The organism is Streptomyces sp. LZ34, from assembly GCF_053890475.1.
Genome location: NZ_CM132680.1, coordinates 276398 through 296651 on the forward strand (window position 1 = coordinate 276398; position 20254 = coordinate 296651).

General features: G+C 70.8%; 17 protein-coding genes, 6 pseudogenes and 1 riboswitch. Of the genes and pseudogenes, 8 read left to right on the top strand and 15 right to left on the bottom strand.

Translation table 11 applies throughout. The annotated features are described in order from the left end of the window. Positions 1-2 precede the first annotated feature (2 nt). The 5 genes from ACWY4P_RS01300 to ACWY4P_RS01320 form a co-directional block, all read right to left on the bottom strand. A complete protein-coding gene (locus ACWY4P_RS01300) occupies positions 3-1028 on the bottom strand; it encodes an ABC transporter substrate-binding protein (protein WP_456208215.1) in 1026 nt (341 codons plus the stop codon). Next, positions 1025-1837, bottom strand: coding sequence for an ABC transporter ATP-binding protein (locus tag ACWY4P_RS01305; RefSeq protein ID WP_456208216.1), 813 nt, complete (start codon positions 1835-1837; stop codon positions 1025-1027). The genes ACWY4P_RS01300 and ACWY4P_RS01305 overlap by 4 nt, the downstream gene beginning before the upstream one ends. Further along, positions 1838-2890: a FecCD family ABC transporter permease gene (locus ACWY4P_RS01310; RefSeq protein ID WP_456208217.1), complete on the bottom strand. Its 1053-nt coding sequence runs from the start codon at positions 2888-2890 to the stop codon at positions 1838-1840. 64 nt (positions 2891-2954) lie between these two features. After that, a complete protein-coding gene (locus ACWY4P_RS01315; RefSeq protein WP_456208218.1) occupies positions 2955-3698 on the bottom strand; it encodes a class I SAM-dependent methyltransferase in 744 nt (247 codons plus the stop codon). A gap of 6 nt (positions 3699-3704) precedes the next feature. Beyond that, a complete protein-coding gene (locus ACWY4P_RS01320; RefSeq protein WP_456208219.1) occupies positions 3705-4364 on the bottom strand; it encodes a DJ-1/PfpI family protein in 660 nt (219 codons plus the stop codon). Between the two features lie 298 nt (positions 4365-4662). On the opposite strand from ACWY4P_RS01320, the gene ACWY4P_RS01325 reads away from it, so the two are divergent. From ACWY4P_RS01325 to ACWY4P_RS01340, 4 genes are all read left to right on the top strand, one after another. After that, positions 4663-4935 (top strand): hypothetical protein, encoded by a 273-nt coding sequence (locus ACWY4P_RS01325; RefSeq protein WP_456208220.1) that lies wholly within the window; start codon positions 4663-4665, stop codon positions 4933-4935. Then, complete coding sequence (locus ACWY4P_RS01330; RefSeq protein ID WP_456208221.1) at positions 4935-7271, top strand: heavy metal translocating P-type ATPase; 2337 nt, start codon at positions 4935-4937, stop codon at positions 7269-7271. Before ACWY4P_RS01325 ends, ACWY4P_RS01330 begins: the two co-directional genes overlap by 1 nt. Next, complete coding sequence (locus ACWY4P_RS01335) at positions 7268-7777, top strand: copper chaperone PCu(A)C (RefSeq protein WP_456208222.1); 510 nt, start codon at positions 7268-7270, stop codon at positions 7775-7777. The genes ACWY4P_RS01330 and ACWY4P_RS01335 overlap by 4 nt, the downstream gene beginning before the upstream one ends. A gap of 130 nt (positions 7778-7907) precedes the next feature. Then, the gene (locus ACWY4P_RS01340) at positions 7908-9410 is read left to right on the top strand and encodes a PepSY-associated TM helix domain-containing protein (protein ID WP_456208223.1); all 1503 of its coding nucleotides are present in this window, start codon (positions 7908-7910) and stop codon (positions 9408-9410) included. Positions 9411-9418: 8 nt separating this feature from the next. On the opposite strand, the gene ACWY4P_RS01345 is transcribed toward ACWY4P_RS01340, so the two are convergent. The 5 genes and pseudogenes from ACWY4P_RS01345 to ACWY4P_RS01365 form a co-directional block, all read right to left on the bottom strand. Beyond that, positions 9419-10219 carry an ABC transporter ATP-binding protein gene (locus ACWY4P_RS01345; protein ID WP_456208224.1) on the bottom strand — a complete coding sequence of 267 codons (801 nt, stop codon included), beginning with the start codon at positions 10217-10219 and terminating at the stop codon, positions 9419-9421. Continuing rightward, positions 10216-11190, bottom strand: a complete 975-nt coding sequence (locus ACWY4P_RS01350) for a FecCD family ABC transporter permease (protein ID WP_456208225.1) — start codon at positions 11188-11190, stop codon at positions 10216-10218. Before ACWY4P_RS01350 ends, ACWY4P_RS01345 begins: the two co-directional genes overlap by 4 nt. Positions 11191-11258: 68 nt before the next feature. Continuing rightward, positions 11259-12302 carry an ABC transporter substrate-binding protein gene (locus ACWY4P_RS01355; protein ID WP_456208226.1) on the bottom strand — a complete coding sequence of 348 codons (1044 nt, stop codon included), beginning with the start codon at positions 12300-12302 and terminating at the stop codon, positions 11259-11261. Between the two features lie 161 nt (positions 12303-12463). Beyond that, positions 12464-13067 (bottom strand): annotated as a pseudogene (locus ACWY4P_RS01360) (sigma-70 family RNA polymerase sigma factor). A gap of 186 nt (positions 13068-13253) precedes the next feature. Continuing rightward, positions 13254-13998: pseudogene (locus tag ACWY4P_RS01365) on the bottom strand (hypothetical protein). Positions 13999-14081: 83 nt separating this feature from the next. Here ACWY4P_RS01365 and ACWY4P_RS01370 point away from each other — a divergent pair. Beyond that, positions 14082-14264, top strand: a complete 183-nt coding sequence (locus tag ACWY4P_RS01370; protein ID WP_456208227.1) for a hypothetical protein — start codon at positions 14082-14084, stop codon at positions 14262-14264. Positions 14265-14303: 39 nt separating this feature from the next. Here ACWY4P_RS01370 and ACWY4P_RS01375 read toward each other — a convergent pair whose 3' ends face one another. After that, complete coding sequence (locus ACWY4P_RS01375; protein ID WP_456208228.1) at positions 14304-14747, bottom strand: (2Fe-2S) ferredoxin domain-containing protein; 444 nt, start codon at positions 14745-14747, stop codon at positions 14304-14306. Between the two features lie 60 nt (positions 14748-14807). Further along, a riboswitch (cobalamin riboswitch) is annotated at positions 14808-14931 on the bottom strand. Between the two features lie 236 nt (positions 14932-15167). Continuing rightward, positions 15168-15809 (bottom strand): superoxide dismutase, encoded by a 642-nt coding sequence (locus tag ACWY4P_RS01380; protein WP_456208229.1) that lies wholly within the window; start codon positions 15807-15809, stop codon positions 15168-15170. A 294-nt stretch (positions 15810-16103) separates the two neighbouring features. Here ACWY4P_RS01380 and ACWY4P_RS01385 point away from each other — a divergent pair. The 3 genes and pseudogenes from ACWY4P_RS01385 to ACWY4P_RS01395 all read left to right on the top strand — a co-directional run. Further along, positions 16104-16283 (top strand): annotated as a pseudogene (locus ACWY4P_RS01385) (tRNA (adenosine(37)-N6)-threonylcarbamoyltransferase complex transferase subunit TsaD); the annotation flags it as partial. 65 nt (positions 16284-16348) lie between these two features. Next, positions 16349-16489: a hypothetical protein gene (locus ACWY4P_RS01390; protein WP_456208230.1), complete on the top strand. Its 141-nt coding sequence runs from the start codon at positions 16349-16351 to the stop codon at positions 16487-16489. A gap of 18 nt (positions 16490-16507) precedes the next feature. Next, positions 16508-17317 (top strand): MucR family transcriptional regulator, encoded by an 810-nt coding sequence (locus ACWY4P_RS01395; RefSeq protein WP_456208231.1) that lies wholly within the window; start codon positions 16508-16510, stop codon positions 17315-17317. A gap of 209 nt (positions 17318-17526) precedes the next feature. On the opposite strand, the pseudogene ACWY4P_RS01400 reads toward ACWY4P_RS01395, so the two are convergent. The 3 pseudogenes from ACWY4P_RS01400 to ACWY4P_RS01410 form a co-directional block, all read right to left on the bottom strand. Beyond that, positions 17527-18174 (bottom strand): annotated as a pseudogene (locus ACWY4P_RS01400) (ABC transporter ATP-binding protein); the annotation flags it as partial. Continuing rightward, positions 18167-19193 (bottom strand): annotated as a pseudogene (locus ACWY4P_RS01405) (ABC transporter ATP-binding protein). The pseudogenes ACWY4P_RS01405 and ACWY4P_RS01400, both read right to left, overlap by 8 nt. Before the next feature lie 59 nt (positions 19194-19252). Further along, positions 19253-19936, bottom strand: a pseudogene (locus ACWY4P_RS01410) (ABC transporter substrate-binding protein); the annotation flags it as partial. Between the last annotated feature and the right edge of the window lie 318 nt (positions 19937-20254).

The following is a 20254-nucleotide window of genomic DNA, read 5'->3' on the forward strand; positions in this document are numbered from 1 at the left end:
TGTCACCGTCCGATCGACCTCAGGTAGCGGCCCAGGTCCTCGGCGCCTTTGACGTTGCGGGGGCCGCTGACGGCGTCGCCGTAGGAGATGATGTGGAAGCGGCCGTTCTTCACCGCCGGGACGGATTTCATCGCGGGCAGGGACTTCAGATATTCGATCTTGTCCTTGGCGGACTGGCCCGCGTAGTCGACGATGACGATGACCTCGGGTTTTGCCTTGGCCACGGGCTCCCAGCCCACGGTCGTCCAGCCCTTGTCGAGGTCGTCGAAGACGTTCCGGCCGCCGGCGGCGGCGATGATGTCGTTGGGCGCGGCGTGGCGGCCCGCGGTGAAGGGCTGGTCGGTGCCCGAGTCGTAGACGAGCACCTTGGCCGGGTCGCTCTTCTTCGGCCAGGTCTTCTTCAGCGCGGCGGTTCGGTCCTTGAGGTCCGTGACCAGTGTGTCGGCCCGGTCCGTGACGCCGAAGATCCGGCCGATGTTCTCCAGGTCGGTGTAGAGGGCCTGGAGCGGTGGCACATCGGTGGTCTTGCTTCCGTAGTCCCAGCAGGTCTCGGTGTGCACGTAGGCGGCGATTCCCGTCTTCTTCAGCAGGGCGGGGGTGATGCCGCGGTCCTCGCCGAAGCCGGAGTTCCATCCGGCGAGCACCCAGTCGGCCTTGGCGTCGACGACGATCTCCCGGGTGATCCGCTCGGTGCCCAGCCGCTCGACCTTCTTGTAGTCCGCGCGCCAGGGCGATCCGGCGATGGAGGGGTCGCCGAGCTCGTTCATGACGTAGCCGCGCATCCGGCCGGCCAGCCCGAGGGCGAACATCTTCTCCGCCCCGCTGACGTCGTAGGCCACCGCCCGCTTCGGGCGGGTGTAGGTGATGTCCTTTCCGCAGTTGGAGACGGTCACCGAGGCGGGCTTGCCGCTCTCGGCCGCGGGTTCCACATCGGCTCCGCAGCCGGTGGCCAGCAGCCCGGTCGCCAGCAGTCCCGTGGCCAGGGCGGTGCGGGTGCGGGCCGCGCGGGGAAGGGCGGGTCGGATCATCGGCGGGTTCCTTCCGCAGGGGCCTCGGCGGGCGGGGGTTGGTCGGGGGTGAAGTCGTAGAGCAGCTGGGCGGTTCCGGTGCGCGGGTGGTGTACGACCGTGGCGGTGACCCCGAAGACCTCGCGGACCAGGTCGGGCGTCAGGACGTCGGCCGGGTCACCGGAGGCCACGAGGGAGCCGTGGCTGAGTACCGCGATGCGGTGGCAGACGGCGGCCGCCAGATTCAGATCGTGCAGGGCTGTGATCACGGTCAGTCCGGAGCCGCGGAGGAAGGACAGCAGCTGGACCTGGTGGCGGACGTCCAGGTGGTTGGTGGGCTCGTCGAGGACCAGGACACGGGGCTCCTGGACCAGGGCGCGGGCGACGAGCACCCGCTGGCGCTCCCCGCCGGAGAGCGTGAGCACACTGCGCTGCGCGAGGTGTCCGACGTCCAGCCGGTCCATCGCCTCCCGGCACAGCTCCCGCTCGTGGGCGGTCAGCGGGCTGTTGCCCCGGGCGTGCGGGGCACGCCCCAGCGCCACCACCTCCTCCACCGTGAAGTCGAGTTCGCTGTGGCTCTCCTGGGTCAGCGCCGCGACCGAGCGCGCGCTGTCGCGCAGCGAGAGCGAGGTCAGGTCGGTGCCGTCCAGCAGGACGGCGCCGGAGGTCGGTTTGAGCGCCCGGTACACACAGCGCAGCGCGGTGGACTTGCCGCTGCCGTTCGGGCCGACCAGCCCCACGACCTGGCCGGTGTCCACCTCCACGGTGAGCCGGTCGACCAGGGCACGCCCCGCGGCCTCCACTGACAGATCCCGCAGACTCAGCGTCATCTAGCGGCCTCCGAACAGATAGCCGCGGCGGCGCATCAGCGTGATGAAGACGGGCACCCCGATCAGCGCGGTGATCACCCCGAGCGGCAGTTCCTCGGGCGCGAACGCGGTACGGGCCACCAGGTCGACCCAGACCATGAAGCACGCCCCGGCGAGCGGGGCGACGGCCAGCACTCTGCGGTGGGTGGAGCCGACCAGGATGCGCACCACATGAGGCAGCACCAGGCCCACGAAACCGATCGCGCCGCTCACCGCGACGATCAGCCCGGTGACCCCCGCGGTGAGCACGAACAGCCGGCGGCGCAGCGCCTGTGCGTCCACCCCCAGGCTGGCCGACGTCTCGTCCCCCAGCGACAGCACGTCCAGAGCCCGGCTCTGCCGCAGCAGCGCCACGACCGTGACCACGACCGCCGCCGTCACCAGCGGCAACGACTCCCACGACGCGGATCCCAGGCTGCCCAGCAGCCAGAACAGCATCGTGCGTGCCGCCTGGCCGTTGGGAGACAAGAAGACCAGGACGCTCATCAGCGCCTGGAACCCGTAGGCCAGCGCCACCCCGGTCAGCACCAGCCGCAGCGGTGTCAGACCCAGCGGCCCGCGCGCGGCCAGATACACCAGGACGGTGGCCCCGAGGGCCCCCAGGAACGCCGCCGCCGACAGCGCGTACACCCCCAGGCCCGTGAAGAACCCGAACACCACGACGGCGGTCGCGCCGACCGAGGCGCCGGAGGAGATGCCCAGCACGAACGGGTCGGCCAGGGCATTGCGCACCAGGGCCTGGATGGCGACACCGACGACGGACAGCCCCGCTCCGACCACCGCGGCGAGCAGCACCCGGGGGGTGCGTATGTCCCATACGACGGAGTAGTCGGTCGCCTCGTCCGCCCCGATGCTGCCCCCGGTGACGGCGGCGAAGAGGAACCGCAGCACGTCGCCGAACGGCACGACGGTGGGGCCAAGCGCCACTCCGGCCACCACGGAGATCACCAAGAAGACGGAGAGCAGCACGAGGATGGTGCCTGTCCGACCGTGCTTGCTCCATGCTCCGAGCATCAAGTCCCTTCCCGCGCAGGGTGGTTCGGCGTACTCCTTGGAGGAGTAGTCGGCCGGTGCGGCGTCAGAGTTCCCGCGTTCCGCACACGATGAGCCGCCGGGCGCGCTGGTCGTAGGGGGCTCCGTCGAAATCGCCGTAGCACGCCACCTTCGTGAAGCCGGCCTGCTCGAACAGCGCGCGCAGCTCCACCCCGCTGTAGAGGAAGGAGGTGATCGACGCTTCCCGTGCCGTCCCGTCGCGCACCAGGGTCCAGTCCGTACGCAACCGGGACCAGTCGTCCAGGACGGTGTCGCGCTGCACCACGTACGCGCCGCCGTCCAGCTCGACCAGCTGGGGCCGGCCGATCCAGCCCGCGAGGACCTCCTTGCCCATCACGTCGATCAGCAGCCGTCCGCCCGGCACCAGCGAGTCGTGGGCATTGCGGAGGACTTGGAGGTTGTCGCGCGGGTCGTCGAAGTAGCCGAAGGAGGTGAAGACGTTGAGCACCACGTCGTACGACCCCGGCTCCACGTGTTCCAGCATGTCCGCCCGCACCAGCCGGGCATCGACCCCCGCCCGCGCGCAGGCGGCCCGTGCCCGCTCCAGCATGACCGGGCTCAGATCGACTCCCGTCACGGCACAGCCGCGCTGGGCCAGCGGCACCAGATACAGGCCGGGCCCGCAGCACAGGTCCAACACCCGGGCTCCGGCGGGGAAGTCCAGCAGCCGCGACCGGGCGACGAGCTCCGCGGTCTCCGCGCGTCTGCGCTCGGAGAACATCGTCTCGGAGAAGTCCGACCAGAACGCGTCGTCCTCGTACCAGTGCATCGGCCGCTACCGCGCGGCGTCCGCGAGCAGCCGCAGCGCGAGCTGCTGGAGCTCCGGGCCCGTCTTCTCGGGGCTGCCGGTGTCGAAGGGCGGATCGGGGTCGTACTCCACGGCGAGCTGCGTCGCCTGCGCCACCTTCTCGTCGGCGAGCCGGGCGGCGAGGTGCAGTCCCATGTCGATACCGGCGGAGACGCCCGCAGCGGTGATGATCTTTCCTGCTTCGACGAACCGCCCCGGGGTGTACTCGGCACCCGCGTCCGCCAGATAGGGGCGCGAGGCCCAGTGAGTGGTGGCGGGCAGGCCGCGCAACAGACCGGCCGCGCCCAGGATCAACGACCCCGTGCATACCGAGGTCGTCCACACCGACCGCCGGTGGATATCGCGGATCCAGTCCAGCACCACGGTGTTCGCCATCGTGGCCATGGTGCCGCGCTCCCCGCCTCCCGGCACCAGCAGCACATCGGCCCGCTCCACGCTGTCGATGGAGCACTCGGCCACCAGCGTCAGCTCGCCGGTGTCGGTACGCACCGGTCCGGCCTTCTCGGCCACCATGGTCACCGTCACCCGCGGTACCCGGCACAGCACTTCATACGGCCCGACCGCGTCCAGCGCGGTGAACCCGTCGTACAGCAGCACCGCCACCCGTACCGTGTCCGCACCTGCCATGAATGACTCCTGCTTCCCGACACAGCCGACTGAACGTCGGCGAAACAGGTAGTCGGACCACCTCGTGGTCGAGTTCCCACGTTCACTCGTTTTCTCGAGGCCGGGGTGACGGTCGTGACGGGCATTGTGAGGTAGTCGTCGCGGAACCAGCGGTGGTTCCGGCTGTGGTTGAAGAGGAATCTCACAGGAGTCCGGGGGCGCCTTGGTCCCGCATTGAGCAGGGGTCCGTGTCACTATGGCCGGGCCGCGCGGGCATCATGCGTCCCGCTTTCTCTTCTCTCTGCGTACTGGAGCGGCGATGTCTTCCCCTCCGGCCGACCCGAGTCGGCCGCCTCTCCCCCATCTCTCCGGACGCTTTCGGCCCGCCTGGCCGGTCGTCGGCTTCGTCGTCCTGCTGGGTGTCCTGTTCACGCTGGCGTACGTGGTCGGCGGGCTCACCGGACCGGTGTCCCCGGGGATGCGCCCCACCGACGGCGAGGAACGCACCGAACCCGCCGAGCCCGGTGACATGGGCGGCATGCACGGCATGGGCGCACTCACCACGGGGGCCGCCGGCCGCGGAGGCCGGTGATGAGCACACAGCCACCGCCTCCCGTGTCCCCCGCGGCCGACCTTGTCACCAGCGACCTGCTGGTGGGGGGAATGACCTGTGCCGCGTGTGTGGGCCGGGTCGAGAAGAAACTCGGCCGCCTCGATGGAGTCAGCGCCACGGTGAATCTGGCCACCGGCCGCGCGAGAGTCCTCCACCCGGCCTCGGTGCCCTTCACCGATCTCGTGGCCACGGTAGAGGCCGCCGGATACACCGCACGGCTGCCCGAATCCGGGGTCGCGTCCGGCCGTACGGCGGACACCGGCCGTAACCGGGCCGATGAGGGGAATGCGCGGGAGGAGCGCGACCGGCTCCTGGTCACCGTGCTGCTGTCCGTGCCGGTTCTGGTGCTCTCGATGGTGCCCGCCTGGCAGTTCCGCAACTGGCAGTGGCTGTGCTTCGTGCTGGCCGCGCCGGTCGCCGTCTGGGGGGCCTGGCCCTTCCATATCCGAGCGCTGCGTGGTGTGCGGCACGGTGCCGCCACGATGGACACGCTGGTCTCCCTCGGAGTGGCCGCGTCCTTCGCCTGGTCCGCCTACGCGCTGTTCTGGGGCGGAGCCGGTGCGCCGGGCATGACGATGCCCTTCACTCTGCTGCCTTCCGCGAGCGGCGGAGTGGCACATGTGTACCTGGAAGCGGCCGTCTCGGTGCCGCTGTTCGTCCTCGCGGGGCGGGCTCTGGAGGACAGGGCCCGGCGGGGCACCCGTTCGGCGCTGCGGTCGCTGGCCGAACTCGCGGCAAAGGACGTGTCGGTGCGGCGGGACGGCGTGGAGCGCCGTATCGCGGTGTCCGACCTGAAGGTCGGCGACCGTTTCCTCGCCCGGCCGGGAGAGCGGGTGGCCACTGATGGCACCGTCGTCGAGGGCAGTTCCGCCCTGGATCTGTCCTTGGTCACCGGGGAGAGCCACCCGGTCGAGGTCGGGCCCGGATCCTCGGTGATCGGCGGCGCGGTCAACTCCGGCGGGCTGCTGGAGATCCGTGCGGACGCGGTGGGTTCCGACACCCAGCTCGCCCGGATCACACGGCTGGTGGAGGACGCCCAGACCGGCAAGGCCTGGGTCCAGCGCCTCGCCGACGCCATCGCCGCCGTCTTCGTCCCCGCCGTGCTGTCCGTCTCCGTCACGGTGCTCGGCTTCTGGCTGGGCGCGGGTGCCGCCCCGCAGGCAGCCGTCACGGCGGCGGTGGCCGTGCTCGTGGTGGCCTGCCCGTGCGCGCTCGGGCTGGCCACCCCCACCGCGCTGCTGGCCGCCACCGGACGCGGGGCACAGCTCGGCATCCTGGTCAGTGGGGCGCAGGCGCTGGAACGGCTGCGCCGCATCGACACCGTCGTCCTGGACAAGACCGGCACCCTCACCACCGGCCGCATGAGCGTCATGGCCGTCACCGCGTCCCCCGGGGCCGACCCGGCCGAGGCCCTGCGCCTGGCGGCCGCCGTCGAGTACGGCTCCGAACACCCGCTGGCGCGCGCCATCACCGCCCACGCCGATCGGCACGGCGACGGCCGCCCGCTCCCCAGGGCGGACCGCTTCACCGCCACACCAGGGCACGGGGTCAGTGGCCGAGTGGACGGCCGGGAGGTGTCCGTGGCCCGGCCCGGCGAGGTAGCAGACCTCCCCGGCCCTCTGCACCTGGCGGTCCGGACGGCCGAGGGCGCAGGCCACACCGCCGTCCTGCTCAAGGTCGACGGCACACCGCAGGCGATCATCTCCGTCGGCGACGCGCTGCGGCCGGACGGCTATCGCGCGATGGAGCACCTGCGCCGGCTCGGGCTGCGGCCCGTGCTGGCCACCGGTGACCGAGAAGCCACCGCACGAGCGGTCGCGGAGCAGTTGGGCATCACCGAGATCCACGCGGGCACACTTCCCGAGGACAAGGCCGCGCTCGTCGCCGCGTTGAAAGGACACGGCGGGCGGGTGGCGGTCGTCGGCGACGGCGTCAACGACGCCGCCGCCCTCGCCGGCGCCGACCTGGGCATCGCCATGGGCAGCGGCACCGACGCCGCCATCGGCGCCGCCGATGTCACCCTCGTCCGCGAGGACATCCAGGCCATCCCCGATGCCGTGCGCCTGGCACGGCGCACCCTCGCCACCATCCGTACCAACCTGATCTGGGCCTTCGGCTACAACCTCGTCGCCCTGCCGCTGGCCGCCGTCGGCCGGCTCAACGCGATGATCGCCGCCGCCGCGATGTCGGTCAGTTCGCTCCTGGTCGTGGGCAACAGCCTGCGGCTGCGCACCTGGAACCCGACAAGGCCGCGCCGCCGCGAACACCGGGCCCGACGTGTCCGGACGAACACCCTGTGGGAGGCCGCACCGTGACATCCGGAACTCCCCGCGGCAAGGGCTTGGGCCGTGCCCTCACCGGGCCGCTGCGCGCGGCCGGGATATCGCTGCTCGCCTGCCTGGTGACGCTCGGCGCCCTCGTCGCGTGGACCACGGCAGGCAAGGCAGGCTCCCCCGCCGCCCTGCGCGTCCAGGACGGCCGCATCTTCGTGCCGCAGAACCCCGAGGCCACGGCTGCCTTCTTCACCATCGTCAACAGCGGCCGGAGCGGCGATCAGCTGACGGGCGTCACGGCGCCTACCGGGCACCGCGCCATGCTGAGTGAGTGCGTGGAGAACGGCCCGGGCACACGGGGCATGAAAATGGTCTCCGCCGTCGCCATCCCGGCCGGGGGATCGCTGCGCATGACGGCCGACACCATGGACATCATGATCAAGCCACCGCCCCGGATCAGCCCGGGCGACCGGCTCACCTTCACCCTCCACTTCCGCGACAACCCGCCGATCACCGTCGAAGCCCTGGCGATACGCCCCGGCCAATGACCGGCGGCAGGCCGCCGACCCCTGTGACGCAGATCACGCAAGGTCGCCGGAACTCAATCGTCTGGCGGCCCCACTACTGGACTGATGCGGCCGAGGCCGCCATGCGCCGCCCCCGATCCAGGAGAGTTCCATGTCCGCCGAACCGCTCGCCGCCGACACCGACGACGGCCCGAAACCTCCGGACACGCAGGAGCCCGAGTCCAGCGACGGGGCGTCTCGCTCCGGCGGCGGCCGTCGAGGGTGGTCCTCCCTCCGTCCGCTCGTATTGCGGCTGCACTTCTACGCGGGCGTTCTCGTCGCACCGTTCCTGCTGGTAGCAGCCGCGACCGGGCTGCTGTACGCGGGCTCCTTCCAGGCCGAGAAGATCATCTACGCCCACGAGCTCCGCGTACCGGTCGGGAAGAGCGAACTGCCCGTCTCCCAGCAGATCGCCGCCGCCCGCAAGGCACACCCCGAGGGCACCATCAGCGCCGTGAGGCCGTCACCGGAGGCGGGCGCCACGACCCGTGTGCTGCTCTCCGGTGTCAAGGGTGTCGACCCCGGCCACACCCTGGCCGTGTTCGTCGATCCGTACACCGGGAAGGTGCGCGGTGCGCTGGAGCAGTACGGCAGCACCGGCGCGCTGCCGCTGCGCACGTGGATCGACGAACTCCACCGGGATCTGCACCTCGGCGAGAGCGGCCGCCTCTACAGTGAGTTCGCCGCCAGCTGGCTGTGGGTGATCGCGGGCGGTGGTCTGGTGCTGTGGATCGCCCGCCGCCGCACCGGCCGCAAGCTCCGCAAGATCGCTCTCCCCGACCGCACCGCCACGGGCCGCAAGCGCACCCTCTCCTTCCACGGCTCGGTCGGCGTCTGGGTGGCACTGGGCCTGTTCTTCCTCTCCGCCACCGGCCTGACCTGGTCCACGTACGCGGGCGCCAACGTCACCGACCTTCGCGCCTCCCTCGGCCAGACCACCCCGTCCGTCACCGCCACCGTGGGCGGCGGCGAGCACGCCGGCCACGGCTCCCTGGAGGGCATGGAGGGTATGGAAGGCATGGACATGGGAGGCTCCGGCAAGAGCTCCCACGCGTCCGCCGACGTCGGCATCGACGCCGTCCTCAAGGCCGCCCGCGCCAAGGGGCTCGGCAACCCGGTGGAGATCGTCCCACCCGCCGAACCCGGCACCGCGTACACCGTCAGCCAGATCCAGCGCAGCTGGCCCGAGAAGCAGGACGCGGTCGCCGTCGACCCCGCGACCGGCCAGGTCACCGACGTCGTACGGTTCGCTGACTATCCGCTGCTGGCCAAACTCTCCCGCTGGGGCATCGACGCCCACACCGGAATGCTCTTCGGTCTCGTCAACCAGATCGCCCTGGCCGTCCTCGCGCTCGCCCTGATCTTCCTGATCCTCTGGGGCTACCGCATGTGGTGGCAGCGCGGCCGCGCCTCCGCCTTCGGCCGCCCCATCCCGCGCGGCGCCTGGCGGCAGGTGTCCCCGTACATCCTCGTGCCTCTGGCCGCCGCCGTCGCCGCGGTCGGGTATTTCGTACCCCTCCTCGGTATCCCGCTGGCCGCCTTCCTGATCGTCGACATCGCCCTCGGTCGAGTTGCCCAGCTGCACGAAAGGCGGATGCACGCCCCGAGCGGCTGAGACACGCCTCAACGATCGGCCGACTCGGCCTCCCGGCCGAGGGCGAGCGGCTGGGCGGCGTAGGTGATGCGGACGACGCCATCGGCGTGCCGTTCCGTGTCGCCTCGTACGCCGAAGACATCACGGAGGATGTCCGGTGTCAGGACGTCCAGTACGGGGCCCGCCGCCACCACCGCACCCTCGTGGAGCACCACCAGGTGGCCGCAGAGCCGGGCGGCCAGGTCGAGGTCGTGCAGGACCGCCAGGGTGGTGATCCCGGTGCTGCGGATCAGGTCCAGGAGCTCGAACCGGGCGCGGATGTCGAGGTGGTTGGTGAGCTCGTCCAGGACCAGGAGCCGCGGCCGCTGGGCGAGGGCGCGGGCCAGCAGGACGCGCTGGCGTTCGCCGCCCGACAGGGTCGCGTAGTCCCGGCCCGCGAAGAGGCCCACGCCGCAGCGGTCGATCGCCTCGGCCACGGCCTCGCGGTCCTCGGCGCCGTCCCGTCCCATCAGGCCGTGGTGGGGTGTGCGTCCCAGGGCGACGATCTCGGTCACGGTCAGGCCGGTGGTGGTGCCGGCGTCCTGGAGGACGGCGGCCGTGCGGCGGGCGGCAGTGCGTGAGGACAGCTCCCACACATCGTCGCCGCCCACCCGGATCACTCCGTCGGCCGGGCGCAGCGAGCGGTAGACCGCGCGGAGCAGGGTGGACTTGCCGCTGCCGTTCGGGCCCACAAGCCCGACGATGTCGCCTTTGGCTGCCTCCAGGTGCACATCGTGGAGGATCGGCTTGCGGTCCAGGGTGATGTGGAGCTGGTCCACGGTCAGTTTCATGCGGTGTCCAGACCCTTGTTGCGGCGCAGCAGCCACAGGAAGAAGGGGGCGCCGAGCAGGGCGGTCAGGATGCCCAGCGGCAGTTCGTTGGGGCGGTTGAGGGTGCGGGAGAGCAGGTCCACGACGACGAGGTAGATCGCGCCCAGGAAGGCGGTCAGGGGCAGCAGCCTGCGGTGGTCGGCGCCCACGGTGAGGCGGACCAGGTGGGGGATCATCAGGCCGACGAAGCCGATGCCGCCTGCGACGGCGATGAGGGTACCGGTGAGCAGTGCGCTGATCACGAGCAGGACGGCCCGGAACCGGTTGACGTCCACGCCGAGTGCGGTGGCGGATTCGTCGCCGACCAGCAGCGCGTTGAGCCGCCGTCCGAACAGGGTCAGCACGACGGTGCTCGTCAGGACCACCACCGTGACGGTGGGCAATTGGCTCCACTGGGCGCCGGCGACGCTGCCGAGCATCCAGAACATCACGGTCCGCAGTTCGGTGGGCGTGGCCAGCAGTTGGACGAAGCTGGTCACCGAGAGGAGGACGTAGCCGACCGCGACCCCGGCCAGCACCAGCCGGGTGGGGGCCAGCCGGCCTCGTCGCTGCCCCAGGGCGAAGACCAGCGCCCCCGCCGCCAGGGCGCCGACGAACGCCGCGCCCGACACGCCGAGACCGCCAAGACCGCCGAGCGCGGCGCCGCCCAGGGTGATCACCAGCACGGCGCCAAGCGACGCGCCGTAGGAGAAGCCCAGAACAATCGGGTCGGCGAGCGGGTTGGACACCAGGGTCTGCAGCACCGCCCCGGCGACGGCCAGTCCCGCGCCGACCAGGGCGGCCAGGACGACGCGGGGTGCGCGGAAGGTCCACACGATCTGGTCCAGCGCCGGGTCGCCGGTGGCTCCCCGCCCGGTGACGTGGTGCAGGAGGATGCCCCACACGTCGGCCACCGGGATGTTGACCGCGCCGATGCTCACCGCCACCACCATGACGGCGACGAGGACGACCAGCAGTCCGGCGACCGCGAGCGGCAGCCGCAGCCGGGTCAGGGCCGGGCTCAGAACTTGTCGGGGTGCAGCACCTTGGCGATCTTCTCGACCGCCAGGTCGTTGCTGGGGCCGAGGTACATCGAGTCCGACAGGGCCACGTACGTGTTGTTCTTCGTGGCCGGCCACTGGGGGAACTCCTTCAGCAGTTTCTTGGCGTAAGCCGCCGGATTGGGGTCGTTGTAGCCGATGACGACGAGCGCGTCGACGTCGGTGGCGGCCACCTTCTCCTTGCTCAGGTCGGCGAAGGAGGTCTCGGAGGCCGACTCGAAGGCGTTGCTGCCGCCGGCCTTGGCGAGGATGTCGTTGTAGATGCCCTTGGCGACGACCGAGCTGAAATCGTTGCCGCCCATGACCATGTTGGAGAACAGGACCATGACCTTGGGCTGCTTCTCCCCCTTCACCTTGGAGAGGACGTCGGCGATGTTCTTCTCCGAAGCGGCGATCAGCTTCTCGGCGCGGTCGCCGACGTTGAAGACCTTGCCCATGTCGCGCAGCAGCGTGTAGCTGTCGGCGATGGTCATCTTGGAGGTGTCCTGGTCACAGCCCTGCGGCGACACGTAGGTGTTGGCGCCGACCTGCCCCAGCTGCTCGCGGGTGGCGAACCCGTTCTTCTCGTCGAAACCGTAGGAGGTCGTGGACAGCACGAGGTCGGGGCGCAGCCCCATCATCGCCTCACGGGGTATGTCATAGGCGTCGTTGAGCTTGACGTCACCGGTGGGCAGGGCCTTGATGGCCTTGGCGCGACCGGGGACCTCGGACATCCCGTAGCTCTGCTGGTTGGCGACGATACGGTCGCCGAGGCCGAGGGAAAGCAGCGTGGAGACCTCGGCGACGGAGGCGCCGCTCATGACGACGACCCGGCTGGGCTCCTTGGTGAACTTCTCGGACACTCCGCAATTCTCAAGGGTCACCGGGTAGCCGGACTTCGCGGCGGCCGCGGCCGCCTTGTCACCGCTGTCGCCGGCCTGGTCGGTTGAGGAGTCTGCGCAGGCCGCGGTCGCCAGACAGAGGGCGCCGGCCAGGGCGACGGCGGCCGGCCGTTTCTTCGACATGCGGGCTCCTTGCTGCGGGTTGCTCGTGAGGCGACGGGATCATTTGCAATAGTCGGGAGGCGGAGCCCGGAAGTTCCCTGAGGTGCGCACCTATTTCGCGGGATGGAAGAGATGCCGCTGCTTCCCGGTCCGAGGGAGCGGCGCCGTCGCCGTACGACTCGTCAGGCCGCGGCGGCCACCGGTGCGACACGCTCGGCGTCGTCCAGCCACCCGATCAGGGAGGTGCGGGCGCGGGCGACGCGTGAGCGCACCGTGCCGATCGGGCAGTCGCTGACACCGGCCGCCTCCGCGTAGGGAAGCCCCAGCATCTGGGTGAGGACGAATGCCTCACGACGGTCGTCGGGGAGCGCGTCCACCAGCTCGGCGAGGGCGATGCCGTCGTCGAAGCCCGGCAGGTCGTGCGGCTGGGTGCGTTCAACGGCCGCCTTCCAGTCGTCGGTGTCCGAGAGGCGGGGGCGGGAAGCACTGCGGCGGATGCTGTCGATCACCACACGGCGGGCGATGGAGAGCAGCCAGGTGCGGGCCGAGGAACGGCCCTCAAAACGGTGCGGGCTGCCCAGAGCACGAAGGAACGTGTCCTGGGTCAGGTCGTCGGCACTCTGGGGGGTCGGCACCCAGGTACGTCACGTAATGGCGGACATCTCGGTGCAGGGCGCGGACGAAGAGGTCGACGGCGTCGGGGTCGCCACTACGGGCCGCGAGCGCCCAGTCCGTAATCGACTCTTCTCTCGCCTGTCCGCGCGACGGAGGCAGAGCAGGAATGATCGCCTCGTGTCTGTCCTTCTCGGGAATCAGGGATCCGGACTCCGTGCCGACGCACGCAAGGCGGCAAGCGGCAGCGGAACCGGTGACGGGGGGGGGCGGCCGGGCACAGGAGTGCGCGGCCGATACCCGAGGCGGGGAGCCGATGGCTCGACGGCTCCGCGGACGGCCTCGGGGAACCGGCTGTCGTCAGGCGACAGCGACCCCGGCAGGTGGACCCCGAGTGGTGATCGCGTGGGCGAGGAGGAGACGGCGCGGAGCCCGGCCCGAACCCGCTCGGCAAGCGCGGACACGTGGGCGGTGCGGCGGCACGGGCAGCCGGAACCGCAGGCGCAGCGGAGCGACGAGCCAGCCGGCGACGGCCCGCAGGATGCGGAACGCGGCGCGTTCGCCGTATGCGAGCCACAGGCCGCTCAGCAGCGCGGCCAGCAGGTGGGCGACGAGCATGCCGATCGGGGACATGCCGCCCCATGGCGTGGCTCATGGAATCCGCTGTCCCCATGTGGTCCATCGATGCCATGGAGTGCATGGATCCCATGGATGCCATCTCGCCATCTGTGGACCCCATGGGCATCCCCATGGCGTCATGCTCCGCGCCCGAGTCCGATGGCGCCGAGCACAGCAGGTAGCCCAGCCACTGCCGGGCAACCGAACCGCCACCTGACGGCTGCGGGTGGACGACCGCCTGGACGAGCGAGAACGACGAATGGAGCACGGCCTGAGCGGTCACCGCGACGGAGACGACGAGGAGCGGTCCGCGTTCCTGGTCGGCCAGCCACCAGGCCGCACCGCCGGTCGCCACCGCGCCCGCTGTCATGGCCCACCAGGGCACCGCGGTACCCGACATCATGATGTGCCCCAGGGAGGCGAGCAGCACACAGACGGCCGCGAACACCGCGGCCCGTGCCGTGCGAGAACACCACCCTGCAGTCATGGCTGCCTCATCCTTGCATCCGCACTTCCCTGATCACCGGTGGGTACGGATTTCGGTCCCGCCTCCCACTCAATCCGCAGCCCGTGATCCAGGCGGTGCGGGCCGGGCGCGTCTGGGTGCTGGACGGGCCGTCCTACTTCGACCGCCCCGGCCCGCGCGTGGTTCGTGGGGCGGAGGTGCTGGCCCACGTTCTGCACGGCGTGCGTACCGGGGCCGCGGTGACGACGGACGAAGCACGCCCGTTCCCGGGCGTGCCCGGCCGGTGAGCACGACGGGGCGAGGTCGGAGCCCTGGCCTCCTCACCATCACCGCGCCCGGCGGCCGGACGTCGGCAGGGACATGGTGCGCCGGCGTGGCGGGGTGAAGGCGTACAGGTCGAGGATGGCGGGCCGGGGAGCGATACCGGGGCCGCCCGCCCGCACCCAGGCGGCGATGTCCTCGGTCGCGTCGAGGTCGTTGACCAGGCCGAGCCAGACCGGCCGGGCACCGGCGGCGCGTCCGGCGGCGGAGGGCTGCACGACGATCACATTGGCCTGGTCGCATACGTCCAGGCAGGTGGAGACGCGTACGGGCGCGTCCTGGCCGAGGCGCGCTGTCTGCGCCGCGTGATCGACGCCGGCCACTTTGGGGCTGCCGCAGCAGCAGTCCCGGCACACGACGACCCGGCACGGTGCCGGGTCCGTCGGCCTGTCCACCGCTCCCTCGGTCACCGGTTCCTCGGCCGTCCGGTCGGCTGGCCTCATGGGCATGGCGAAACCGTCCTCTTCTCCGGGGAGATCCGCCCCGGCTCCGTCGAGGGGCGACCGCGTGAGTCTCCTGGCTCTCGGGTCGATGCTCGTCCCGGCCTTCCCGCCCGCTGCCGGGCAGTGGCCTGTTCGGGATCGCTCGCCGATCACAGTGGCGGGACCGCGCCGGATTCACACCGGCTTCCTCGTTCCGCCGTCGCCTTGTCGCCGGGCATCATCGCATCCAGGGCGACGTGTCGTCATCTGCCGGCCGCGAACCATTCGGGGGTGTGGAGGCGAAGCAGCGGCCGGTGCCGTCCTGCGCCGACTTGAAAGCGGAAGGGCTCCTGCGAGTCACGTCCTTGCAGGAGCCCTTCGTTGTGCCGCCTGCCGGTGAAGGTTGAGAAGACGATCACTAGCAGGACATCCTCACGCGCTACGACGTCACGGCGCGAGCAGCAGGCCGTCTCCGCGCTCCTTGGCGGCGGCGTAACGCCTGGCCACGTCCTGCCAGTTGACGACGGCCCACATGGCCTCGATGAAGTCGACCTTCTGGTTGCGATACTGCAGGTAGAACGCGTGCTCCCAGGCGTCGAAGACCAGGATCGGGGTCGAGCCCTGGCCGACATTGCCCTGGTGGTCGTAGACCTGCTCGACGATCAGCCGCCCGCTGAGGGGCTCGTAGGCCAGCACACCCCAGCCCGACCCCTGGGTCGTGGCCGACGCTTTCGACAGCTGCGCCTTGAAGTTCGCGAACGAGCCGAAGGATTCGGCGATCGCGTCCGCCAGCTCGCCCACGCCGTCCTTCTCCAGCGGCTCACCACCGCCGTCACCGGTCATGTTGTGCCAGTAGATCGAGTGCAGGATGTGCCCGGAGAGGTGGAAGGCCAGGTTCTTCTCCAGCCCGTTGATCGAACCCCACGTCCCCTTCTCCCGCACCTCCGCGAGCTGCTCCAGCGTGTCGTTGGCGCCCTTCACGTACGCCGCGTGGTGCTTGTCGTGGTGCAGCTCAATGATCTCGGGGCTGATGATCGGGGCGAGCGCCGCGTAGTCGTACGGAAGCTCCGGGAGCGTGTAAACCGCCATGTCCAACGTCCTCCGACGTTATTGCGAATTATGTGCAGCTGCACGCTAGCAGCAAGAGCGTGCCTTGCCGATCAGGCATTGGACCTAGGACCTGTGCCGCGTCGTGACCTGGACGCCACGTTCCCGGACACACAGCACCCCTTCCTTATTTCCCACGACTTGCAATAACCATGACCGTGCAGCAAGGGGTGAACGTGGGCTCTCCAATCGTGCTCGTCATCGAGTCATCGTGTGACGAGACCGGTGCGGGCCTGGTCCGGGACGGCCGGCTGCTGGCCACGCGGTCGCGTCGTCGAACTGCGCGTGCCGCCGCTCAAGCTGTGCACGGACAACGGCGCGATGATCGCCGCCGTCGGCGACCTCCTCGTACGTGCCAGAGCCGCACCCGCACCCCTCGACGTGTCGATCGATCCGTCGGCACCCCTGGAGCATGCCGCCCTCCACCCGGTCGCGACCACAGCGAAGGCAGCCTGATGAACACCGACATCCGTGTCTTCTAAGGCGACGAACTGCTCGCCCACACCGACGACTTGTACTCCGTGTACGTTGACGCCTTCTGCGCCCCGCCCTGGCACGAGGACGAGGACGAGGAAAAAGCGGTCGAGTTCGCGGAACGGCTCCCCCAGAACGTCCAACGCCTCGGCTTCACCGCTCCCCCTGTAGTCCCCTCGGAGTCGTAGACCACTCGGAGTCCTGTTGTGCGCACCGCCGAGATCCGCCGCCGCTCGGAAGAGACGGACCGGAACGCCCGGCATCCCGATTTCGGCCGTCTGATACGCGACGAGGCCGCCGACACGGTGATCTGCCATGTGTGCGGCCTGGCCTTTCGCTCACTGGGGGCCCATGTACGCGCGCGCGGAATGACCGCGGCCGAGTACCGGCAGGAGTTCGGCCTGCTACGCACCCGGGCACTGAACGCGCGCTCCCTCTCCCAGAAGCAGTCCCGTACCCGCCTCGCCGGCTACCGGGCCTCGAAGAAGACTCAGGCACACTTCGCGGCGGGCCAGGCGATGGCCCGCTCCGGTGAGCTGAACCGCGGACGCTGGGACACCACCCGCGAACAGGCGGACCCGGAAGAACTGCGGCGGGTACGGCGGAAAAGCCTGAGCGCCGGCCGCCGTACACAGACCAAAGCCGCCGACGACCGCATGACGGCCGCGCTGCGCGCCGGGGGATTCGCGAACCTGGAGCAGGCGCTGCGGACCGTATACGTAGACCGGCAGAACAACATCGAGGACACGGCGCGCATCCTCGTCATCGGCAAAAGCAAGGTGCGGGGCCTGCTGATCGAGCACGGCATTCGGATTCGCCCGGTTGGGCAGAACTCCGCCGCCGGGCGGCTCTCGCGCATCCAGCTCAACGACCGGGCCGCCGCCGAGCGCGTCGGCGCCCAGAACATCCCGACGTGGCTGCGCGAGCGGGCTGCCGAGGGCGCCACCCTGCGGGAACTGGCGGCAGCCACCGGCCGCAGTATCCCGTGGGTGGCAGCCCGGATCGGCCCCCGCTGAGCCTCCAAAGCCTTGACGCATCAGCCTTGACGCATCGTGTTCCGGGCCGACGGCCCTGCGCCCGGGTGGTGGCCGCGGCCGGCGGGGCAGGGCAGCCGCCCGGACGCCGTCGCCGAGGTCGGACAGGGTGGCGGCGGCGAGGACGAGCGGGAGGCGGCTGTCGCGGGTGTCGGCGGGCGTCGCCGCGGCGGCTCTTCGCGGCGGGGGTTCAGGGTTTCCCAGTGGACGGTGCGGTCGCACCAGCGGTGCAGGAGTGTGCGGTCGTGGCCTACGGCGAGCAGGCCTGCGCCGGTGGCGTTGCGGTAGTCCTCGACGACCGCGACCAGGGCGGCGGCGGTGGAGGCGTCGAGCATCGCGGTCATCTCGTCGCACACGAGCCGGCGGGGACGCAGCACGAGGGCACGGGCGAGGCAGGCGCGTTGGAGTTGGCCATCGCTGACTTCGTGGGGGCGTCTGCCCAGCAGGTCCGGGGTCAGGCCGACGGCCGCGGCCAGCTCGGCGACCCGTTCGGCCGCTTCCTCGCGTCGGCCGGTGGCGCGCAGCGGTTCGGCGATCAGGTCGGTGAGCCTCAGCCGGGGGTCCGCGGAGAGCCTGGGTTGCTGGAAGACGACGCCGAAGGCGGCGCGCTGCTCGCGCGGGGCGCGGTGGCGCCAGTGCCGCACGGGTTCGCCGTCGAGCAGCAGGGTTCCGGAGTCGGGGCGGTGCAGCAGGGCCGTGACGCGGGCGAGGGTGGATTTGCCGCAGCCGCTGGGGCCGAGGAGGCCGACGGCTTCGCTGGGCGCGACGGTCAGGGAGACGTCTCGCATCACGGGGGTGTTCCGGCTGTATCCGGCGGTGATGGCGCGTAGTTCAAGCACGGATGTCCTCCGGGGCGGGCGAATCCGGCTGGGGCGTCTTCTGGCCGGAGTCCGGGAGGAGGGGGTGGTGGCAGGCCACCCCCTCGGCCGTCGGTGGCAGTGCGGCACAGGCGTCGGTGGCCCGTTCGCAGCGGGCGGCGAAGGCACAGCCGTCGGGGAGGTCGCCGAGTTCGGGGGGCGTGCCGGGGATGGAGGTGAAGGCGCGGTCGGGGAGGGCCTGGAGGAGGCCGCGGCTGTAGGGGTGGCGGGGTCCGGGTGTACCGAAGAAGTCGGTGGCGTCGGCCAGTTCGACGATGCGGCCCGCGTACATGACGGCGATCCGGTCGGAGATGCGTTCGGCGGCGGCGAGGTCGTGGGTGATCATCAGCAGGGCCCGTCCGGTGCCGTTCGTGCGGTCGGTGGTGTCGATGTGGCGCCGGAGTTCGTCGACGGTGCGGGCCACCAGGTCACGGTCGAGTCCGGTGGTCGGTTCGTCGGCGAGCAGCAGGGGTGCGTCGCCGACGAGGGCGAGGGCGGTAGCGGCGCGCTGGGCGAGGCCTCCGGAGAGCTCGTGCGGGTGGCGGTCGAGGTGGTCTGCGGGAAAGGCGGCGCGTTCGGCGGCCGTCCGGGCGGCATCGCGCAGGGCCGTGCGGCCCCGAATCCCGGTCAGTGCGGCGACCGTTTCCACCAGCTGGGAGCGGATGGTGCGGACGGGGGGGGAGGTGTGCGGTCGGGCTCTGCGGTATGAGGCCGATCAGGCGGCCCCGTACCGTGCGGGCGAGGGTTCGTTCGTCGGCGGAGAGCAGGTCGAGGTCACCGAGGCGGGCCTCGCCCGCGGTCTGCGCGTTGGCGGGGAGCAGGCCGAGGAGGGCGGAGGCGAGTACGGATTTGCCGCAGTCGCTCTCGCCGATCAGGGCCAGGCACTCGCCGGCCGCCACGTCGAAGTGCGCGTCGGTGACGGCGGCGATGTGGCGCCTTCCCGGCATGAGGAAGCGCACCGACAGCCCGCGTATCGACAGGACGGTGGTTCGCTCGGTCACAGCATCAGCTCCGATCGGCGGCGGGGGTTGATCTGCTCCCGCCAGGCCCCGGCGAGCCCGGCGATGGCGAGGGTCGGGAGGATCGCGCGGTCGCCGGTGACCTTGTTCTCCGTGGGGAGGGTGACGGTGCGGCAGTCGTAGGACCTCGCCTCGTAGGTCCGCCTGTCGTTGTCGTTCTTGAAGGTGGCGGCGAGGTTGGGCGGGAGGATCGCGCCGTCGAGGTCGCCGGAGCGCAGTCGGGTGGCGCGCACGTCGTCGTCCCCGACGATCGCCATGGTGACCTTCTTGACCTTCGGCGCGCCGCCCCAGTAGTCCGGGTTGGCCTTGAAGGTGAGCTTCTCGCCCTTGCTCCAGCCGGCGAGGACGTAGGGGCCGGTGCCCACCGGCTTGGTGTTGAAGGAACCGGTGTTGGGGTCCTGCTTCCCGGCGATGTGCTCGGGGACGATCGGCAGGACCGTGCGCCCGGCGAAGGGCGCGTACGGGTACTTCAGGGTGAAGACGACCTTGTCATCGCCGTCCGCCCGCACATCTTTTATGGCGTCCAGTTCGCTCTTGGTGGTGTTGTTGGTCTTGGTGTCGAGGACGGTCCGGTAGGTGAACACCACGTCGGCGGGGGTCAGCGGCTCGCCGTCGCTGAACTTCACTCCGTCGCGCAGGGTGTAGGTGTACGTGCGGCCGGCGTCGCCGGCCTTGGGAAGCACCGCCGCCACGACGGCGGCGCCTCGTATTCGTCGGGTCGTCATAAGCCTCACACCCTCTTGTTGCACAAGAATTGCTGTTGCATATGCTGGCGCCACGTGGCGCCCCGGCCGCATCTCACCGGGCGGTGGTGAACCGCAATTCGGGGCGCTCGCGCCTCATCCGCCACGAAGGCCAGGTCCAATTCCGGTGGATCCAGTACCAGAGCGCAAAAGCCCAGCAGGCACCCAGCCGCATCGAATGCCGCAAAGACCTGGCGCCGTGCGATGCCGCATCCGCCCACGGAAGTATGGGAGCAGAGCGATGCGCGCCTGCGGGGTGTGAAAGTGGGCAGGAAGTGGCGCGGCCGGCCGTGGGAGCGG